Origin of the sequence: Pseudoduganella ginsengisoli, assembly GCF_009720865.1 — a bacterium.
Classification (GTDB): Bacteria; Pseudomonadota; Gammaproteobacteria; order Burkholderiales; family Burkholderiaceae_D; genus Rugamonas; species Rugamonas ginsengisoli.
Window position 1 is genome coordinate 70,207 of record NZ_WNLA01000008.1, and the last position, 15,056, is coordinate 85,262.

Here is a 15,056-nt window from a genome sequence, read left to right on the forward strand (position 1 = left end):
AATGAGTTTGATCGCAGCCGGCGGCGTCTTTATCGTCGGCGTTTTCACTTACAACAAGTGGCAGGAATACAAGGCCAAGAAAAGCGTGGAGCGCGTCTTCGCATCCGAGCACGAAGATGTGCTGATGCGCGCCGGTTCCGGCAGCGATACGGTACATCCTGGCGGCGCGCGCCATGAGCCGAGCTTCTCGCTCGATGGCGACAGCACGCCGGACCATGCGGCGCCGGCCGGTGCATATGGCGACGGCGATGAGCCGGAAACGCCTGTTGTGCGCACGGCGGATGCATCGACACCGCCGGAAGAACTGGCGACCGCGCTGGTGGACCCGCTGATTGATTGCCTGCTGCCGCTGGCGCTGGAAGCCCCGGCCCGCGGCGACAAGCTGCTGCCTGCGCTGCAAAAGCTGCGCCTGGTCGGCAACAAGCCTGTCCACTATATCGGCCTGGCCGTCAGCGGCGAATGGGAACCGGTCAAGCATGGCGGCGTCTATACCAAGCTGCAGGGCGGCGTGCAGCTGGCCAGCCGCACGACGGCGCTGAATGAACTGGAATATTCGGAACTGGTGCAGCGCTTGCGCGCGATGGCCGATGAAATCGGCGCGGAACCGGAAATCCCGGACATGATGGAAGTGATGCAGGAAGCGAAAAACCTGCACCGCTTCGTGGCGGGCCACGATGCGCAACTTGGCGTGAACCTGCAATCGAATGGCGCGCCATGGGCCATCAATACCTTGATCGCCGCACTGGAAAAGCAGGGCTTTGACGTGCGTCCGGATGGCCGTTACGTGATGCCGGACGGCGAGGGCGGCCACTTGTTCTCGCTGTCGACCAATGTGACCTTGGCTGAAGAAACCACGTCGCGCCTGACCTTGCTGCTGGACGTGCCATGCGTGGCGCCGGCGCGTGACGGCTTCGGCTCGATGATCGCGTGCGCGAAATCCATGGCGGGGCGTCTCGATGCATCGATTGTCGATGACTTTTCGCAGCCGCTGGCTGACCAGGCGCTGGCGGAAATCGCCGGCCAGGTGCAAGAGTTTTATGCCGACATGGACCGCAATGACATTCCGGCCGGCTCGACCCGCGCATTGCGTTTGTTTAGCTGAGGGTAGTGCATGACTGATGCAAGCAAAGGAGCCGGTTCGCCTGCCGAGCGCGCAGCCTGGCTGACGAAAGAATTGAACCGCCACCTGCACGCTTACCACGTGCTGGATGCGCCCACCATTCCTGATGCGGAATATGACCAGCTGTTTGTGGAATTGCAGCAGCTGGAAGCCGCGCATCCTGAATTGCGCGCCTCCGATTCGCCAACCTTGCGTGTCGGCGCACCGCCATCGGAACAGTTTGCGCAAGTGACGCATACGGTACCGATGCTGTCGCTGAACAATGGTTTTACGGAGGAAGACGTCGACAACTTCGACCGCCGCGTGCGCGATGGCCTCGGCGTGGCGCAAGTTGAATACGCAACGGAAGTCAAATACGACGGCCTGGCCATCAACCTGCGCTATGAAAACGGCTTGCTTGTGCAGGCTGCCACGCGCGGCGATGGCTACACGGGTGAAGATGTCACGGCCAATATCCGCACCATTAAAGTCATCCCGCTGCGGCTCAATACGGACCATCCGCCAGCGCTGCTGGATGTGCGCGGCGAAGTGCTTATGTTCAAGGAAGATTTTGCACGCTTGAATGCGCGCCAGCGCGAAGCGGGCCATAAGGAATTCGTCAATCCACGCAACGCGGCGGCCGGTTCGCTGCGCCAGCTCGATTCGCGCATTACCGCGCTGCGTACGCTGCGCTTCTTTGCGTACGGTATCGGCGACTTGGCCGGCGCGGACATGCCGGAATCCCACTCTGCCTTGCTGGACTGGTACAAGGAGCTGGGGCTGCCGGTAGCAAAAGAAAGCGCCGTCGTCACTGGCGCGCAGGGCTTGCTGGAGTATTACCGGACTATCGGCGCAGCGCGTCCGGGCCTGCCATATGAAATCGATGGCGTGGTCTATAAAGCCAACAGGCTGGCCGACCAGAAGCGGCTGGGCTTTGTATCGCGCGCTCCCCGCTTCGCGATTGCCCACAAATTCCCCGCGGAAGAAGCCACGACGGTTGTGCAGGACATTGAAGTGCAGGTCGGCCGTACCGGTGCGATTACACCGGTGGCCCGCCTGGAACCCGTGTTTGTCGGCGGCGTGAACGTCACCAATGCGACCTTGCACAACGAAGGCGAAGTGCAGCGCAAGGATGTGCGCGTGGGCGATACCGTCATTGTGCGCCGCGCGGGCGACGTGATTCCGGAAGTCTTGGCTGTGGTGCTGGAAAAGCGCCCGCATCCGGAGCCGCCGCGCTACGTGTTGCCGAAAACGTGCCCGGTCTGCGGTTCGCACGTGGTGCGCGAGGAAGGCGAAGCGATTGCGCGCTGCTCGGGCGGTTTGTTCTGCTCCGCCCAGCGCAAGGAAGCCATCCGCCACTTTGCCGGCCGCCGCATGATGGATATCGAAGGGCTGGGCGACCGCTATATCGACAATCTGGTCGAGTGCAACCTGGTGCACGGTGTGGCGGACTTGTACAAGCTGACGCTCGATGACTTGCTGAAAATGAAACGTCTTGCGGATGAACGCGACGGTACGACGCCGGAGACGGTCGCGCAAGGCAAGATCGCCACCAAGTGGGCAGACAATTTGCTGGAAGCGATTGCCGCCAGCAAGAAGCCGCCGCTGGAGCGCCTGCTGTTCGCGCTGGGTATCCGCCACGTGGGCGAATCCACCGGTAAAACGCTGGCCGAATGGCTGGGCACGTTTGCCCTGATCCGGCGCGCGCCGGTGGCGCTGCTGCGTGTATTGCCGGACATTGGCGGCACGGTGGCGGAAGCCATTGCCGACTTCTTTGCGGAAGAAAAAAACCAGCAAGCCATTGATGCGCTGCTGGCGGCCGGTGTGGTCCCGCAGGGCGAGCATGTGCCGCCTGCCAAGCTGCGCGACAAGCTCGACCCCGTCAAATTGATGGCGGCGCTGGGCATTCCGAAAATGACGGAACCCCGCTGCAAGCAATTGGCGGAAGCCGGTGTCACGCTGGAAGCGCTGGGGTACCTGAACGTATTCAATGTATTTGGTCTGCCTGCCACCGTGGCCGGCGCGCTCGATGAATGGATGCAGGATGCCGCGCACCGCGAACAGGTGAAGGCGCTGGCCGTGCTGCGCGAAGAATTGCTGGCGCAATTGCCGGAGGCGGCAAGCGCGCCGGAAGGCAAGCTGACTGGTAAAACGTTCGTATTGACAGGCACCTTGCCGACGCTGTCGCGCGACCAGGCCGGCGCCATGATTGAAGCGGCGGGCGGCAAGGTCAGTGGCTCGGTTTCGAAGAAGACCAGTTACGTGGTAGCCGGCGCGGAGGCTGGCAGCAAGCTGGCCAAGGCGGAAGAGCTGGAAGTCACCATTCTGGATGAAGCAGGCTTGCTGGCGCTGCTGGAACAAAATCAATAAGGAGTCAACATGAAGGACAAGTCGAATACCGCACCGCGCGGCCCTATCCGCAAGGCGGTATTTCCCGTGGCGGGCCTGGGCAGCCGCTTCCTTCCCGCCACCAAGGCGCAGCCGAAGGAAATGCTGCCGATCGTCGACAAGCCGCTGATCCAGTATGCAGTGGAAGAGGCGGTGGCGGCGGGCATCACGGATTTGATCTTCATTACCGGCCGTAACAAGCGCGCCATCGAAGACCATTTCGATAAAGCGTATGAGCTGGAAGCGGAACTGGAAGCGGCGAAAAAAACCGCGCTGCTGGAACAGGTGCGCAATACCGTGCCGGCGCACGTCAATTGCATTTTCATCCGCCAGTCGGAAGCGCTGGGCCTGGGCCATGCCGTGCTGTGCGCGCGCCCTGTCGTCGGCGACGAACCGTTTGCCGTGCTGCTGGCGGACGACTTTATGGATACCAATGGCCACGCCAAGCCGGTGCTGGCGCAGATGGTTGACGCATACGATTACGAACGCGCGTCCGTACTCGCCGTGCAGAATGTGCCGAAGGATAAGACGCACCAGTACGGGATCGTCAGCGCGGCGCCTTACCGTGAGCGCATGGAACTGGTGTCGGGCATCGTGGAAAAACCCGCACCGGAGGTGGCGCCTTCGACCCTGGCAGTGGTGGGGCGCTATGTGCTGTCCGGCCGTATTTTTGAATACCTGGAGCATCTCGGCAAGGGCGCCGGTGGTGAAATCCAGCTGACGGACGGCATCGCCGCGCTGATGCAGGCGGAGCGTGTGCTGGCCTACCGTTACGACGGCGTGCGCTACGATTGCGGCTCCAAGCTGGGCTACCTGAAGGCCACGGTGGCCATGGGACTGAAACACCCGGAAACGGGCGCGGAATTCCGCGCCAGCCTGGAAGAATTGCTGCAACCGGAGGAATAACCATGGCAGTCCGCGACATCCTGAAAATGGGCGACCCGCGCCTGCTGCGCGTGGCGGAACCTGTGACGCAATTCGATACGCCTGAATTGCGCGCGCTGATCGCGGACATGTTTGATACCATGCATGCGGCCAATGGCGCCGGTCTCGCGGCGCCGCAGATCGGCGTGAATTTGCAGCTGGTGATTTACGGTTTCAAAAACAATCCACGCTACCCGGATGCGCCGCAAGTGCCGGAAACTGTATTGATCAATCCGGTGCTGACGCCGTTGGCTCCCGGGCAGGAAGAAGCGTTTGAAGGCTGCCTGTCGGTGCCTGGATTGCGTGGCAGTGTGCCGCGTTATACGCAGCTGCACTATGAAGGCTTCGACCAGTATGGCAAGCGCATCGTGCGGGATGTGGACGGGTTCCATGCGCGTGTGGTGCAGCATGAAGTCGATCATTTGCATGGCATCTTGTATCCGATGCGGATCAAGGACTTTACCAAGTTTGGGTACACGTCCGTGATGTTCCCGGACCTGGATCCGAATGACGATGACTGAGGCGGCATCGCCTCCATCTGCTGCAAGCGCCGGTTGTAATAAGAATAATTTTAAAGGTTGACTGATGTTCAGACAAAGCCGGTTGGCAATAGGCGTAGGCGCGGGCCTGACCATTGGCTTTCTTGCGCTGATCGTGATCGTGGGCACCACCATCTGGCTGGTGGAACGCGGCGACAGCCTGTTGACGCAATCGGAGTTGCAGCGCACGATCCGTGTCACGGCAGTGGAGCTGCGCGACCACTTGCGCACCGCGGAGTCGAGCCAGCGCGGATTTCTTTTGACCGGTAACGAGATTTACCTGGCCCCTTACGATACGGCCAAGACGCGGGCGCGGCAAGAGCTGGACGACTTGCGCCGATTGATTCCGCCGGATGCCCCGAACCGTGCCATGTTGCCCAGGCTGTCGGAAGCAGTGGCCGAAAAAATCGCCGAGATGGACTCCAGCAATGCGCTGAAAAGCGCCGGCCGCGATGCCGAGGCGATGGCATTGCTCCAGCGCAATCGCGGCAAGGCGCTGATGGATGAAATCAACGTTTTTCTGTATGGCGCGATATTGATCTCCGACGAGAATGGCACGCTCAATAGCGCGGAACAGCAACGCAATGCATTGCTGCTGCGCTGGATTTCCGTGGGCGCCGCCGTCGTCATCATCCTTGTGGTGTGCGTGGTGGCCTTCACCGTCTACCGTAACGGGAAAGAGCTGAAACAGGCCCGTGACGAAGTGCGGGCCATCAACCTGACGCTGGAAGAACGCGTGAAGGCGCGCACGGCCGATCTGGCCATCGCGCGGGAACGCGCGGAAGTGCTGCTGGCCGAGGTCAATCACCGCGTGGCCAACAGCCTGCAGCTGGTGGCGGTGCAGGTGCGCATGCAAATGCGTTCCGTCACCGACCCGGCGGCCAAGGATGCATTGGCTGAAACCCAATCGCGTATCAACGCCATCTCGCTGATCCACAAAAGCCTGTATACATCGGGCGACGTGAGCAACGTGGCGCTGCACGAATATCTGGGCTCCATGTTGAGCAACCTGGAAACCGCGATGAAGAATGACGGCCATACCGCCATCCTGAAATGCTATCTGGAGCCGATTTCACTGCGCACGGATGCCAGCGTCAACCTTGGCGTGGCTGTCCAGGAGCTGGTCACCAACGCCTTCAAATACGCGTATCCGGGCGAACCCGGCGAGGTGCGGGTGTTGCTGAAGCGATTGGACGATGGCAAAGCGGAGCTGACGGTCGAGGATGATGGGGTGGGCATCACGCCGAATGCCAAGCATGCGGGCGGCACGGGGCTGGGCAGCAAGATCATCCAGACGATGGCGTCGGCGTTGCAGACACAGGTGGAATACATCAACCGCAGGCCGGGTACGGCGGCGCGGCTGGTGCTGACCATGGCGAATGCGTGAGGGCATGGCGATGAAATTTCAGCTGTCGGCGCTTGCTTCATTGATGTGTTTCAGCGGCGTTGCCGCCGCTGGCGAGGGGCTGGCCAAGCCCGTCAATTTACCCGCGTACGATGCGGCGCGGCCTCCTTGCAGGGCGCCGGCAGGCTTGCAGAAAAAGCTCGTGTTCGTGCAGGACAACAAGCGTGAATTCATGCAGGGTACGGGACGCGGGCTTGAAGCGGCGGCGCGGGCGCGGGGCCTCGTGTATAGCGTGGCGTTCGCCAACAATGATCCGGCGCTGATGATCAGGCAGGTGGGCGACATCGCGGCCGATAAAACCGGCGCGATCGTGGTCGCGCCGATCGATCCGCCGTCGCTGGCGCCAGCCTTGAAGAAAGTCATTGCCGGTGGCGCTTACGTGGGCGCCATCGTGCCGCCGCCGGCAACGACTGTGCTGAATGCGCCGCAATACCTGACTGGCAAGGTGCTGGCGGAAGCGGCAGCCCAATATATCCGCACGCGGCTGGGCGGTAAGGCCAAGGTCGTGCTGCTGACGCATGACGGCCTGCAATTCCTGGCGCCGCGCTTCACCGCCATGCGCGATACGCTGCGGACACTGCCTGGCGTGACGGTGGTGGCCGATATTTCGCCCGCCACGGTAGACAAGGAGGGCGGATACCGCACGATGAAAACCATCCTGCTGGCGCAACCGAACATCGACGTGGTGCTGGGCGCGGACACGGTGGTGCTGGGCGCGCTGGCGGCATTGCGCGAAGCGGGCAAGGCGCGGGCGGACCAGTTCCTGGGCGGGATCGACGGCGAGCAGGAAGCCGTCGCTGAAATCAAGAAAGCCGGCAGCCCGTACAAGGCGAGTATCAGCCTGGCTTCGCCAATCTTCGGTTATGCGATGGGGCAGCAGGCCGCTGACTGGATGGAAGGAAAATCCATCCCGCAAGCCATGGATATCCTGCCCCGGGCGCTCACCAGCAGCAATATCGCGGAATATGAACGCGATACCGCCAATCCTGGCGCGGTGTACGCCGATCCGTCGCGGCGCGCGTCTTACCTGAAAATGTACGGCAATATTTGTTACGATACGCGCGACAAGTACATCAACTTCCCCTGGTCATCGGAAACCAGATAGTGCCATTCCAGTCCGTCCACCATGAACGCTAACCCTTTTGTCATCCTCTACGTCGAAGACAACGATTTCATCCGCGAGTCGTTCGCTGAATTGCTGGCCACGCCCGAACGCCGGATCGTGCCGGTGGCTGACGCCGCCGGTGCGCGCGACGCCTTGCGCGCGCAGCATGTGAACCTGTTGATGACCGATATCGAGCTGCCCGACGGCTCCGGCCTCGACGTGGCGCGCGAGGCGCTCCGCCAAAACCCGGGGCTGGCGGTGATTGTGTGTTCCGGGTACGACGTGACAGACGACGCGCGTGCGCTCGGTCCCACCGCCCATGCGCTGAGGAAGCCTGTTGATCTGGATGAACTCGAGGCGCTGGTGGAAAAACTCGCGCGATGAGCGGTCCGGCTAGTTACGCCGCCTCCGCATGCTCCACCAGCAACTGCACCCGCGTCACGCCGTTATATTCATTCGCATCCAGCCGGAATGCCACGCGGGCACGGTCGCCCAGCGCGTCGGTATGGCCGAACCAGATCGCGTCGTAGCGCATGCCATTCTTTTCCAGCAGCAGCTTCAAATGGCGCTCCTTTAAAATGCGCTGGCTGACGACGCGGAACGTATCGCAGAACACAGGCGGGGCAAAGCCCTGGCCCCATACCTGGCCATCCATCAACGCGATAAATTGCGTCGTGTAGCAGTCGTCATCCAGCGGGCCATCGGTTTCCACCACGCGCTCCAATTGCGATTCCGACAGCCAGTCGCGGCCCACCGCCTCAAACGCGGCACAAAATGCATCGAACGCTTCGGCGCGGATCGTCAAGCCTGCCGCCATCGCGTGGCCGCCGAACTTGTCGATCAGGCTCGGCGCCTTCTTCGACACCAGGTCCAGCGCATCGCGCAAATGGAAGCCGGGGATCGACCGTCCCGACCCTTTGAGCCAGCCATCGCCAGCCGGGGCAAACGTGATGGTAGGGCGGTAAAACTTTTCTTTCAGGCGCGACGCGACAATGCCGATCACACCCTGGTGCCACGATTCGTCAAACACGGCAATCGTCGTGCTGTTGGCCGGCTCGAAGGTATCCAGGTGCAGCAGCGCCGTATCCTGCATGTCCGCTTCGATTTCGCGGCGCTTCAAGTTGATTTCATTGAGCTGCTGGGCCAGCGTCCACGCGCGGTCTTCGTCGTCCGTGATCAGGCATTCAATCCCCAGCGACATGTCTTCCAGCCGCCCGGCCGCATTGAGCCGCGGACCGACGGCAAAGCCCAGGTCAAACGGCGTCGCCGTGCGCGCCTGGCGTCCCGCCACGCGGAACAGCGCGGACACGCCGGCATGCATGGCGCCGGCGCGCATGCGTTTCAACCCTTGCGCCACCAGGATGCGGTTGTTGGTATCCAGCTTGACGACGTCCGCCACCGTGCCCAGCGCCACCAGGTCCAGCAATTCAATCAGCTTGGGCTGCGTCGATGCGTCAAACACGCCCCGCTTGCGCAATTCCGCACGCAGGGCCAGCAGCACATAAAACATGACGCCCACGCCGGCCAGGTTCTTGCTGGGGAAGCCGCATGCAGGCTGGTTCGGATTGACGATGACACGGGCGTCCGGCAGCGTGTCGCCCGGCAAGTGGTGGTCCGTCACCACGACTTCGATGCCGCGCCGGTTCGCCTCCGCCACGCCTTCCACGCTGGCGATGCCGTTGTCGACCGTGATGATGATGTCGGGCTGCTTTTCGCGCGCCGTCAATGCCACGATTTCCGGCGTCAAGCCATAGCCGTACTCGAAACGGTTGGGCACGATGAAGTCCACCGTGGCGCCCAGTTGCCGCAAGCCGCGCAATGCGACGGCACAGGCCGTGGCGCCGTCGCAGTCATAGTCGGCGACGATCACCATGCGTTTTTTTGCCGCGATGGCGTCGGCCAGGAACACGGCGGCCATGTCAATGTGCAGCAGGCCGGCCGGAGGGCTGAGCGCTGCCAGTTCGCTGGACAATTCCCTGGGATCGGTCAGCCCGCGCGCCGCGAACAGGCGCGCCAGCACAGGGTGGACGCCGCCCTGGCGCAGCATTTCAGATTCACGGAATGGAACGGGACGGATGGCAATGCGGGTCATGCTGTCAAACCTTGCAGGGAAGGGCTGCGCCAGAACTTGCGCAGGGAACCTTTGGTAATCGTATACGTCACGGCATGGGTACGGCTGGTCAACAGCAGTTCCAGCACGTCGAGGCGTCCGCCGCGCAGCGCTTCCAGCAATGGCGCGAACCATTGCTGTTCCAGTTGCTGCATGTGCATCAGCCAGGCCGACCAGTCGGCTTCTTTGCCGGCGGGCAGCGCGGCGCCCAGCACGGCAATCGTGTCTTGCGGTCGCGCCAGCACGGTGGCCGCATCGGCTGCGCGCAAGGCCGGCGCGGCCAGCACCGACAGCCATGGCAGGCAAGCCGCTTCCGCCAGTTCCGGCAACGCGGCTGACGCGCTGTCCGCACCTTCTGCGCCGCCCCACATCCAGAACGAATTCACGGGCGCCAGGCCGCGCTGCTCGCGGGCCGCATTGGCGGGATGCGCATGCCACAGCATCTGTATTTCATTTTGCAGTTGGCGGAACGGGCGCTTTGCTTCGCCATCGGGCATCCAATCCGCCAGGTTTTCGCCGATCGCGGCATCGGGCGACGCGCAGCGCATGTTGCGCCAGTCGTCGGCCCGCATGAACCACGTGTTGGCGTCGCCAAACACGAGGGTTTTGCCCACTTCATCGAAATACGGTTTCGCCGCATCAAACAGCGCACGGGAATCTTCGTCCGTCAGGTGCAGGTTGCGCAGGTCGCCCAGCACCATATGGGTACGGGCCAGCGCCAGGTGCACGGGATGCACGATGAACCAGAAACCTTGCTGCGCGGGCACGCCAAGCGCGCGCATGGCGGCATGGGCCAGCGGTGGCTGGTCAGCATGGTTAGCATGGTCCGTATGGGCGCCGGCCAGGCGCTGCGTCAGCCACGCTTCATGCGGCAGCAGCCGGGCTTCCGGTTCCGTAACGGTGATGGTTTGTTTGGCATGCCTGCCGAGCAACATTGCCAATGCCGGCGCCGTATAAGCGCGGGTCAAGTCTTTGGCAAGTTCGGAGGGGATCAGCGAGTAGGGGACGGCGACAGTAAGCTGCTTCATAACCGTCCATTTTACCGCAGCGGGACGCAATGGTCCGCTGCGTTATCTGTTTCACGCATGAAATGCTGCTAATGTGGCAAAATCCGTGCTCACCATGTTTTTGACCGGGTCCTATGACTTCACCCAGCAGTACCGGCAGCGCGCCCAAGCCATCGAACATGCCGTTCGAGTGGCTGGTCGGCTTGCGCTATACGCGCGCGGGCAAGCGCAGCGGCCGTAACAGTTTTATCTCCTTCATTTCCGCCATTTCCATGGCCGGCATCGCGCTGGGCGTGGCCGCGCTGATCGTCGTGCTGTCCGTATATAACGGCTTCCAGAAGGAAGTGACGGACCGCATGCTGTCCGTGCTGGCGCACATTGAAATGTATGACGTGCGGGGCGGCGGCATGAAAGACTGGCAAGCCGTGGCGCGCCAGGCCGCCCAGCACAAGGAAGTCAGGGCTGCCGCGCCATTCGTGGAAACCCAGGCGATGCTGGTGCATGGCAGCGACAAGCTGCGCCCTGCCATCGTGCGCGGCATCTTGCCGGAATATGAAGGCAAGGTGTCGGGCGTTACCCGCCTCGCCAAGCAGGGCAGTTTCGATGCGCTGCGCCCCGGTTCCTACAACATTGTGCTGGGTGTCGAACTGGCCAAGGCGCTGGACGTGACGGTGGGCGGCAAGGTGGCGATGGCGCTGGCGCAAAACGGGACTAATCCTGCCGAAGCGCTGAGCGCCGCGCCATCGATGCGCATTTTTACCGTGGCGGGCACGTTTGAAGCGGGCCACAATGAATTCGATGCGGGCCTGGCGTATATCGCGCTGGAAGACGGCGAGCGCCTGCTGGGCTTTGACGGACCGTTCGGCCTGCGCCTGCGCGTGGCCGATACGCAGCGCGCCCCGTATGTGGCGGCGGAACTGAAGCAAATCATGTCAGGCGGTATGCTGGTGCGCGACTGGTCCAAGCTCAATGCCAACTGGTTTGCCGCCGTGCACACGCAAAAGAACATGATGTTCATTATCCTCACGCTGATCGTGGCCGTGGCGGCATTCAACCTGGTGGCGACCTTGGTGATGACGGTAACGGACAAGCAGGCCGATATCGCGATTTTGCGCACGCTGGGCGCATCGCCCGCATCCGTGATGAAAATCTTTATGGTGCAGGGCGCGCTGGTCGGCGTGCTGGGCACATTGATCGGCGTGACGGGCGGCGTGCTGCTGGCGCTCAATGTCGACGTGATCGTGCCGGCCATTGAAAAGGCGCTGGGCATGAAATTCCTGTCCAAGGATATCTATTTCATCAGCGCGGTGCCGTCGGACTTGCGCTGGAGCGACGTCGGGACGATCGCGGCAACCGCAATCGGCCTCGCGTTCGTCGCCACGCTGTACCCCAGCTGGCGCGCGGCCAAAGTCAAACCAGCCGAAGCGCTGCGCTACGAATAAGGGAACAGCATGATCTTGAAAAATCTCCCTTATGAATGGCTGATCGGCTTGCGCTATACGCGCGCCGGGCGGCGCACCGGCCGCAATGGCTTTATTTCATTTATCTCGTTTATTTCGCTGGCCGGCATTGCGCTGGGTGTAGCGGCGCTGATCATCGTGCTGTCCGTGATGAACGGCTTCCAGAAGGAAGTCACGGACCGCATGCTGTCCGTGCTGGCGCACGTGGAAGTGTTTGAGCCGGAAGGCGGCCTGCCGGACTGGCGCGCCGCCGCGCAGCAGGCATTCAGGCACCCGGAAGTGCGGGGCGCCGCGCCATTCGTGGAAACCCAGGCCATGCTGCAGCACGGGGCGGAAGCGCTGCGTCCGGCCGTGGTGCGCGGCGTGCTGCCATCGGAAGAGCCGCAGGTGTCCGACGTGGCGGGCCGTATCCGCTATGGCAGTTTCGATGCGCTGCAGCCGGGCGAATTCCGTATCGTGCTGGGTATCGACCTGGCGCGTGCGCTGCAAGTGGGTGTCGGCGACAAGGTGACCATGATGCTGGCGCAGGGCACCGTGACGCCGGCCGGCGTCGTGCCCCGCATGCGCGCCTTTACCGTGGCGGGCGTATTCCAGGCCGGGCACCAGGAATTCGATGCGGGCATGGCGTTCATCCATATAGAGGATGCGCAGCGCATGCTGCGGTTGTCCAGCCCGGCGGGCCTGCGTTTGAAGCTGGCCGATATGCACCGTGCGCCGCAAGTGGCGGAGGAATTGAAGAAATTGATGGGTGGACAACTGGAAGTGCGCGACTGGTCGAAATTGAACGCGAACTGGTTTGCCGCCGTGCAGACGGAAAAACGCATGATGTTCATTGTGCTGGCGCTGATCGTCGCGGTGGCGGCGTTCAACCTGGTGTCCACGCTGGTGATGACGGTGACCGATAAGCAGGCCGACATCGCCATCTTGCGTACGCTGGGCGCTTCGCCCGCGTCGATCATGAAAATCTTCGTGATCCAGGGCGGCATAGCCGGCGTGATGGGCGCGGCGGCAGGCGTGGCCGGCGGCGTGCTGGTGGCGCAAAACATCGACGTCATCGTGCCATTCATCGAACGGGTGCTGGGTATCCAGTTCCTGTCGAGAGATATTTATTACATCAGCACTGTTCCGTCGGACATGCGCTGGCCGGACGTGATCCGGATCGGCATTGTGTCCGTGATCCTGGCCTTTGCCGCCACGATCTACCCCAGCTGGTGGGCGGCCCGTGTAAAACCTGCGGAGGCATTGCGCTATGAATGACAATGGCACTGCGGTACTGTCGTGCCGCGGCTTAGGTAAAACATTTACGCAGGGCGCGTATTCCGTGCCGGTGTTGCGCGGCATCGACCTCGATGTGCGGCGCGGCGAACGGGTCGCCATTGTCGGCGCATCCGGCTCCGGCAAGTCCACGCTGCTGCATTTGCTGGGCGGGCTCGATACGCCCACTGCGGGCATGGTGTCCCTGCTGGGCAAGGATTTCGCCAGCCTGGGCGAAGCTGCGCGCGGCGACTTGCGCAATGCGTCGCTGGGCTTTGTCTACCAGTTCCACCATTTGCTGCCGGAATTTTCCGCGCTCGACAACGTGGCCATGCCGCTGATGATCCGCCGCATGAAGCGCGCTGCCGCGCATGAACAGGCGCAGCAAATTCTCGCGCGGGTCAATCTCGCCAAGCGCGTGACGCACGTGCCGGGGGAATTGTCCGGCGGCGAACGGCAGCGCGTGGCGCTGGCGCGGGCGCTGGTGACGCAGCCTGCCTGTGTGCTGGCCGATGAACCGACCGGCAACCTCGATCACAATACGGCAGAACAAGTGTTTGACTTGATGCTGGAACTGTCGCGCAACCTGGGCACGGCCTTTGTCATTGTCACGCACGATGCGGAACTGGCGCGCCGCTGCGACCGCGTGTTGCGGCTGACGGACCAGGGATTGCAGCAGGAGCGTTAAGGAATCAAGGAGTCTAGCCATGTGGATCGACACCCATTGCCATTTGGACGCCCACGAATTCGGTGCGCGTGCGCTGGACGTCGCCGATGACGCGCGCAGCCAGGGCGTCGGCATGATTGTGATTCCCGCCATCGACCGGGGCAACCTGGACACGGTGGCGCAACTGGCGGCGCAGCGCGATAACACGTGCTATGCGCTGGGCATCCACCCGATTTGCGTGCCGAATGCGGCGGAAGATGATTTGGCCGTGCTGCGCGCCAAGGTGGAAGCGGCAATGGCCGATCCCCGCTTCATCGGCATCGGTGAAATCGGCCTGGATTTCTTTATCCCGCTGCTGAATGAAGCGGCCATGCGGGACAAGCAAATCCTGTTCTTCCGGGAGCAGTTACGCATAGCGCGCGACTTTGGCTTGCCGGTGCTGACGCATGTGCGCAAGTCGCAAGACCAGGTATTGAAACATGTGCGGCAGATTACGCCGAACGGCGGTATTGCCCATGCGTTCAATGGCAGTTTCCAGCAGGCGCAGGGCTACATCGACGCGGGATTCAAACTCGGCTTCGGCGGCAACCTGACGTTTACCCGCGCCTTGCAGATCCGCCGCCTGGCGACCGAATTGCCGCTGTCCGCCATCGTCATGGAAACGGATGCGCCGGATATTGCTCCGGCGTGGGTGCATCCGGGCGTCAATACGCCGGACCAAGTGCCCCGTATCGGCGCAGTGCTGGCGCAGTTGCGGGGTATCCCTGTCGATGACGTGCGGGAGGTGACGACGGCCAATGCTTGCGCCATCTTGCCGCGCATGGCGGGATTGCCAGGCGCAGCATCGGGCGCGTCCTGCAACAAGTAACGCCCCGCCACGTCCCGGAGGTACGCCGTCAATGATTTTCCTGCGTCACTGATTGCAGCTTCTCGGGAGGGGGCCGCCCATTCGTTGCTGTATTCGTACAACGAATGCATCAGATACGCTGACGCAACGACAGCAAGTACCTGGATGAGATTTGGGAAGCCTTGCCAACCCAACAGGACCTCTGCTACACCTCTGCGTCGCGTCAATTCCGCTTTTGGAACGCGCCCCGA

At 62.4% G+C, this 15,056-nt stretch carries 13 protein-coding genes; 11 read left to right on the forward strand and 2 right to left on the reverse strand.

The genetic code is table 11. The features are described from left to right. Position 1 precedes the first annotated feature (1 nt). From GM668_RS13885 to GM668_RS13915, 7 genes are all read left to right on the forward strand, one after another. The gene (locus GM668_RS13885; RefSeq protein ID WP_443094194.1) at positions 2 to 1,102 is read left to right on the forward strand and encodes a cell division protein ZipA C-terminal FtsZ-binding domain-containing protein; all 1,101 of its coding nucleotides are present in this window, start codon (positions 2 to 4) and stop codon (positions 1,100 to 1,102) included. Positions 1,103 to 1,111: 9 nt separating this feature from the next. Then, positions 1,112 to 3,469, forward strand: coding sequence for an NAD-dependent DNA ligase LigA (gene ligA / locus GM668_RS13890; protein WP_155439565.1), 2,358 nt, complete (start codon positions 1,112 to 1,114; stop codon positions 3,467 to 3,469). Positions 3,470 to 3,478: 9 nt separating this feature from the next. Next, a complete protein-coding gene (galU, locus tag GM668_RS13895) occupies positions 3,479 to 4,393 on the forward strand; it encodes a UTP--glucose-1-phosphate uridylyltransferase GalU (RefSeq protein ID WP_155439566.1) in 915 nt (304 codons plus the stop codon). Between the two features lie 2 nt (positions 4,394 to 4,395). Continuing rightward, complete coding sequence (def, locus tag GM668_RS13900) at positions 4,396 to 4,932, forward strand: peptide deformylase (RefSeq protein WP_155439567.1); 537 nt, start codon at positions 4,396 to 4,398, stop codon at positions 4,930 to 4,932. Between the two features lie 64 nt (positions 4,933 to 4,996). Continuing rightward, positions 4,997 to 6,337, forward strand: a complete 1,341-nt coding sequence (locus GM668_RS13905; protein WP_155439568.1) for a sensor histidine kinase — start codon at positions 4,997 to 4,999, stop codon at positions 6,335 to 6,337. A gap of 4 nt (positions 6,338 to 6,341) precedes the next feature. Beyond that, complete coding sequence (locus GM668_RS13910) at positions 6,342 to 7,460, forward strand: sugar ABC transporter substrate-binding protein (protein WP_229499301.1); 1,119 nt, start codon at positions 6,342 to 6,344, stop codon at positions 7,458 to 7,460. A 21-nt stretch (positions 7,461 to 7,481) separates the two neighbouring features. After that, on the forward strand, positions 7,482 to 7,844 hold the full coding sequence (locus GM668_RS13915; protein ID WP_155439569.1) for a response regulator: 363 nt from the start codon (positions 7,482 to 7,484) through the stop codon (positions 7,842 to 7,844). A gap of 13 nt (positions 7,845 to 7,857) precedes the next feature. Here GM668_RS13915 and recJ read toward each other — a convergent pair whose 3' ends face one another. Both recJ and GM668_RS13925 read right to left on the reverse strand, forming a co-directional pair. Beyond that, the gene (gene recJ / locus GM668_RS13920; protein ID WP_155439570.1) at positions 7,858 to 9,552 is read right to left on the reverse strand and encodes a single-stranded-DNA-specific exonuclease RecJ; all 1,695 of its coding nucleotides are present in this window, start codon (positions 9,550 to 9,552) and stop codon (positions 7,858 to 7,860) included. Beyond that, entirely contained in the window at positions 9,549 to 10,598 is a 1,050-nt protein-coding gene (locus GM668_RS13925) for a hypothetical protein (RefSeq protein WP_155439571.1), read from the reverse strand. The genes recJ and GM668_RS13925 overlap by 4 nt, the downstream gene beginning before the upstream one ends. Before the next feature lie 113 nt (positions 10,599 to 10,711). Between GM668_RS13925 and GM668_RS13930 the strand changes: the two genes are divergently transcribed. Genes GM668_RS13930 through GM668_RS13945 form a run of 4 tightly spaced genes read left to right on the forward strand, consistent with a single transcriptional unit; the run spans position 10,712 to position 14,826 of the window. Continuing rightward, positions 10,712 to 12,019: a lipoprotein-releasing ABC transporter permease subunit gene (locus GM668_RS13930; protein WP_155439572.1), complete on the forward strand. Its 1,308-nt coding sequence runs from the start codon at positions 10,712 to 10,714 to the stop codon at positions 12,017 to 12,019. A 9-nt stretch (positions 12,020 to 12,028) separates the two neighbouring features. Continuing rightward, positions 12,029 to 13,294, forward strand: a complete 1,266-nt coding sequence (locus GM668_RS13935; protein ID WP_155439573.1) for a lipoprotein-releasing ABC transporter permease subunit — start codon at positions 12,029 to 12,031, stop codon at positions 13,292 to 13,294. Beyond that, complete coding sequence (lolD, locus tag GM668_RS13940) at positions 13,287 to 13,979, forward strand: lipoprotein-releasing ABC transporter ATP-binding protein LolD (RefSeq protein WP_155439574.1); 693 nt, start codon at positions 13,287 to 13,289, stop codon at positions 13,977 to 13,979. Before GM668_RS13935 ends, lolD begins: the two co-directional genes overlap by 8 nt. A gap of 19 nt (positions 13,980 to 13,998) precedes the next feature. Continuing rightward, positions 13,999 to 14,826, forward strand: a complete 828-nt coding sequence (locus GM668_RS13945; protein ID WP_155439575.1) for a TatD family hydrolase — start codon at positions 13,999 to 14,001, stop codon at positions 14,824 to 14,826. Positions 14,827 to 15,056 lie beyond the last annotated feature (230 nt).

Coding starts and splice junctions, on each gene's coding strand:
- GM668_RS13885 (WP_443094194.1), top strand. CDS start 2: ATGAGTTTGATCGCAGCCGGCGGCGTCTTTATCGTCGGCGTTTTCACT.
- ligA (WP_155439565.1), top strand. CDS start 1,112: ATGACTGATGCAAGCAAAGGAGCCGGTTCGCCTGCCGAGCGCGCAGCC.
- galU (WP_155439566.1), top strand. CDS start 3,479: ATGAAGGACAAGTCGAATACCGCACCGCGCGGCCCTATCCGCAAGGCG.
- def (WP_155439567.1), top strand. CDS start 4,396: ATGGCAGTCCGCGACATCCTGAAAATGGGCGACCCGCGCCTGCTGCGC.
- GM668_RS13905 (WP_155439568.1), top strand. CDS start 4,997: ATGTTCAGACAAAGCCGGTTGGCAATAGGCGTAGGCGCGGGCCTGACC.
- GM668_RS13910 (WP_229499301.1), top strand. CDS start 6,342: ATGGCGATGAAATTTCAGCTGTCGGCGCTTGCTTCATTGATGTGTTTC.
- GM668_RS13915 (WP_155439569.1), top strand. CDS start 7,482: ATGAACGCTAACCCTTTTGTCATCCTCTACGTCGAAGACAACGATTTC.
- recJ (WP_155439570.1), bottom strand. CDS start 9,552: ATGACCCGCATTGCCATCCGTCCCGTTCCATTCCGTGAATCTGAAATG.
- GM668_RS13925 (WP_155439571.1), bottom strand. CDS start 10,598: ATGAAGCAGCTTACTGTCGCCGTCCCCTACTCGCTGATCCCCTCCGAA.
- GM668_RS13930 (WP_155439572.1), top strand. CDS start 10,712: ATGACTTCACCCAGCAGTACCGGCAGCGCGCCCAAGCCATCGAACATG.
- GM668_RS13935 (WP_155439573.1), top strand. CDS start 12,029: ATGATCTTGAAAAATCTCCCTTATGAATGGCTGATCGGCTTGCGCTAT.
- lolD (WP_155439574.1), top strand. CDS start 13,287: ATGAATGACAATGGCACTGCGGTACTGTCGTGCCGCGGCTTAGGTAAA.
- GM668_RS13945 (WP_155439575.1), top strand. CDS start 13,999: ATGTGGATCGACACCCATTGCCATTTGGACGCCCACGAATTCGGTGCG.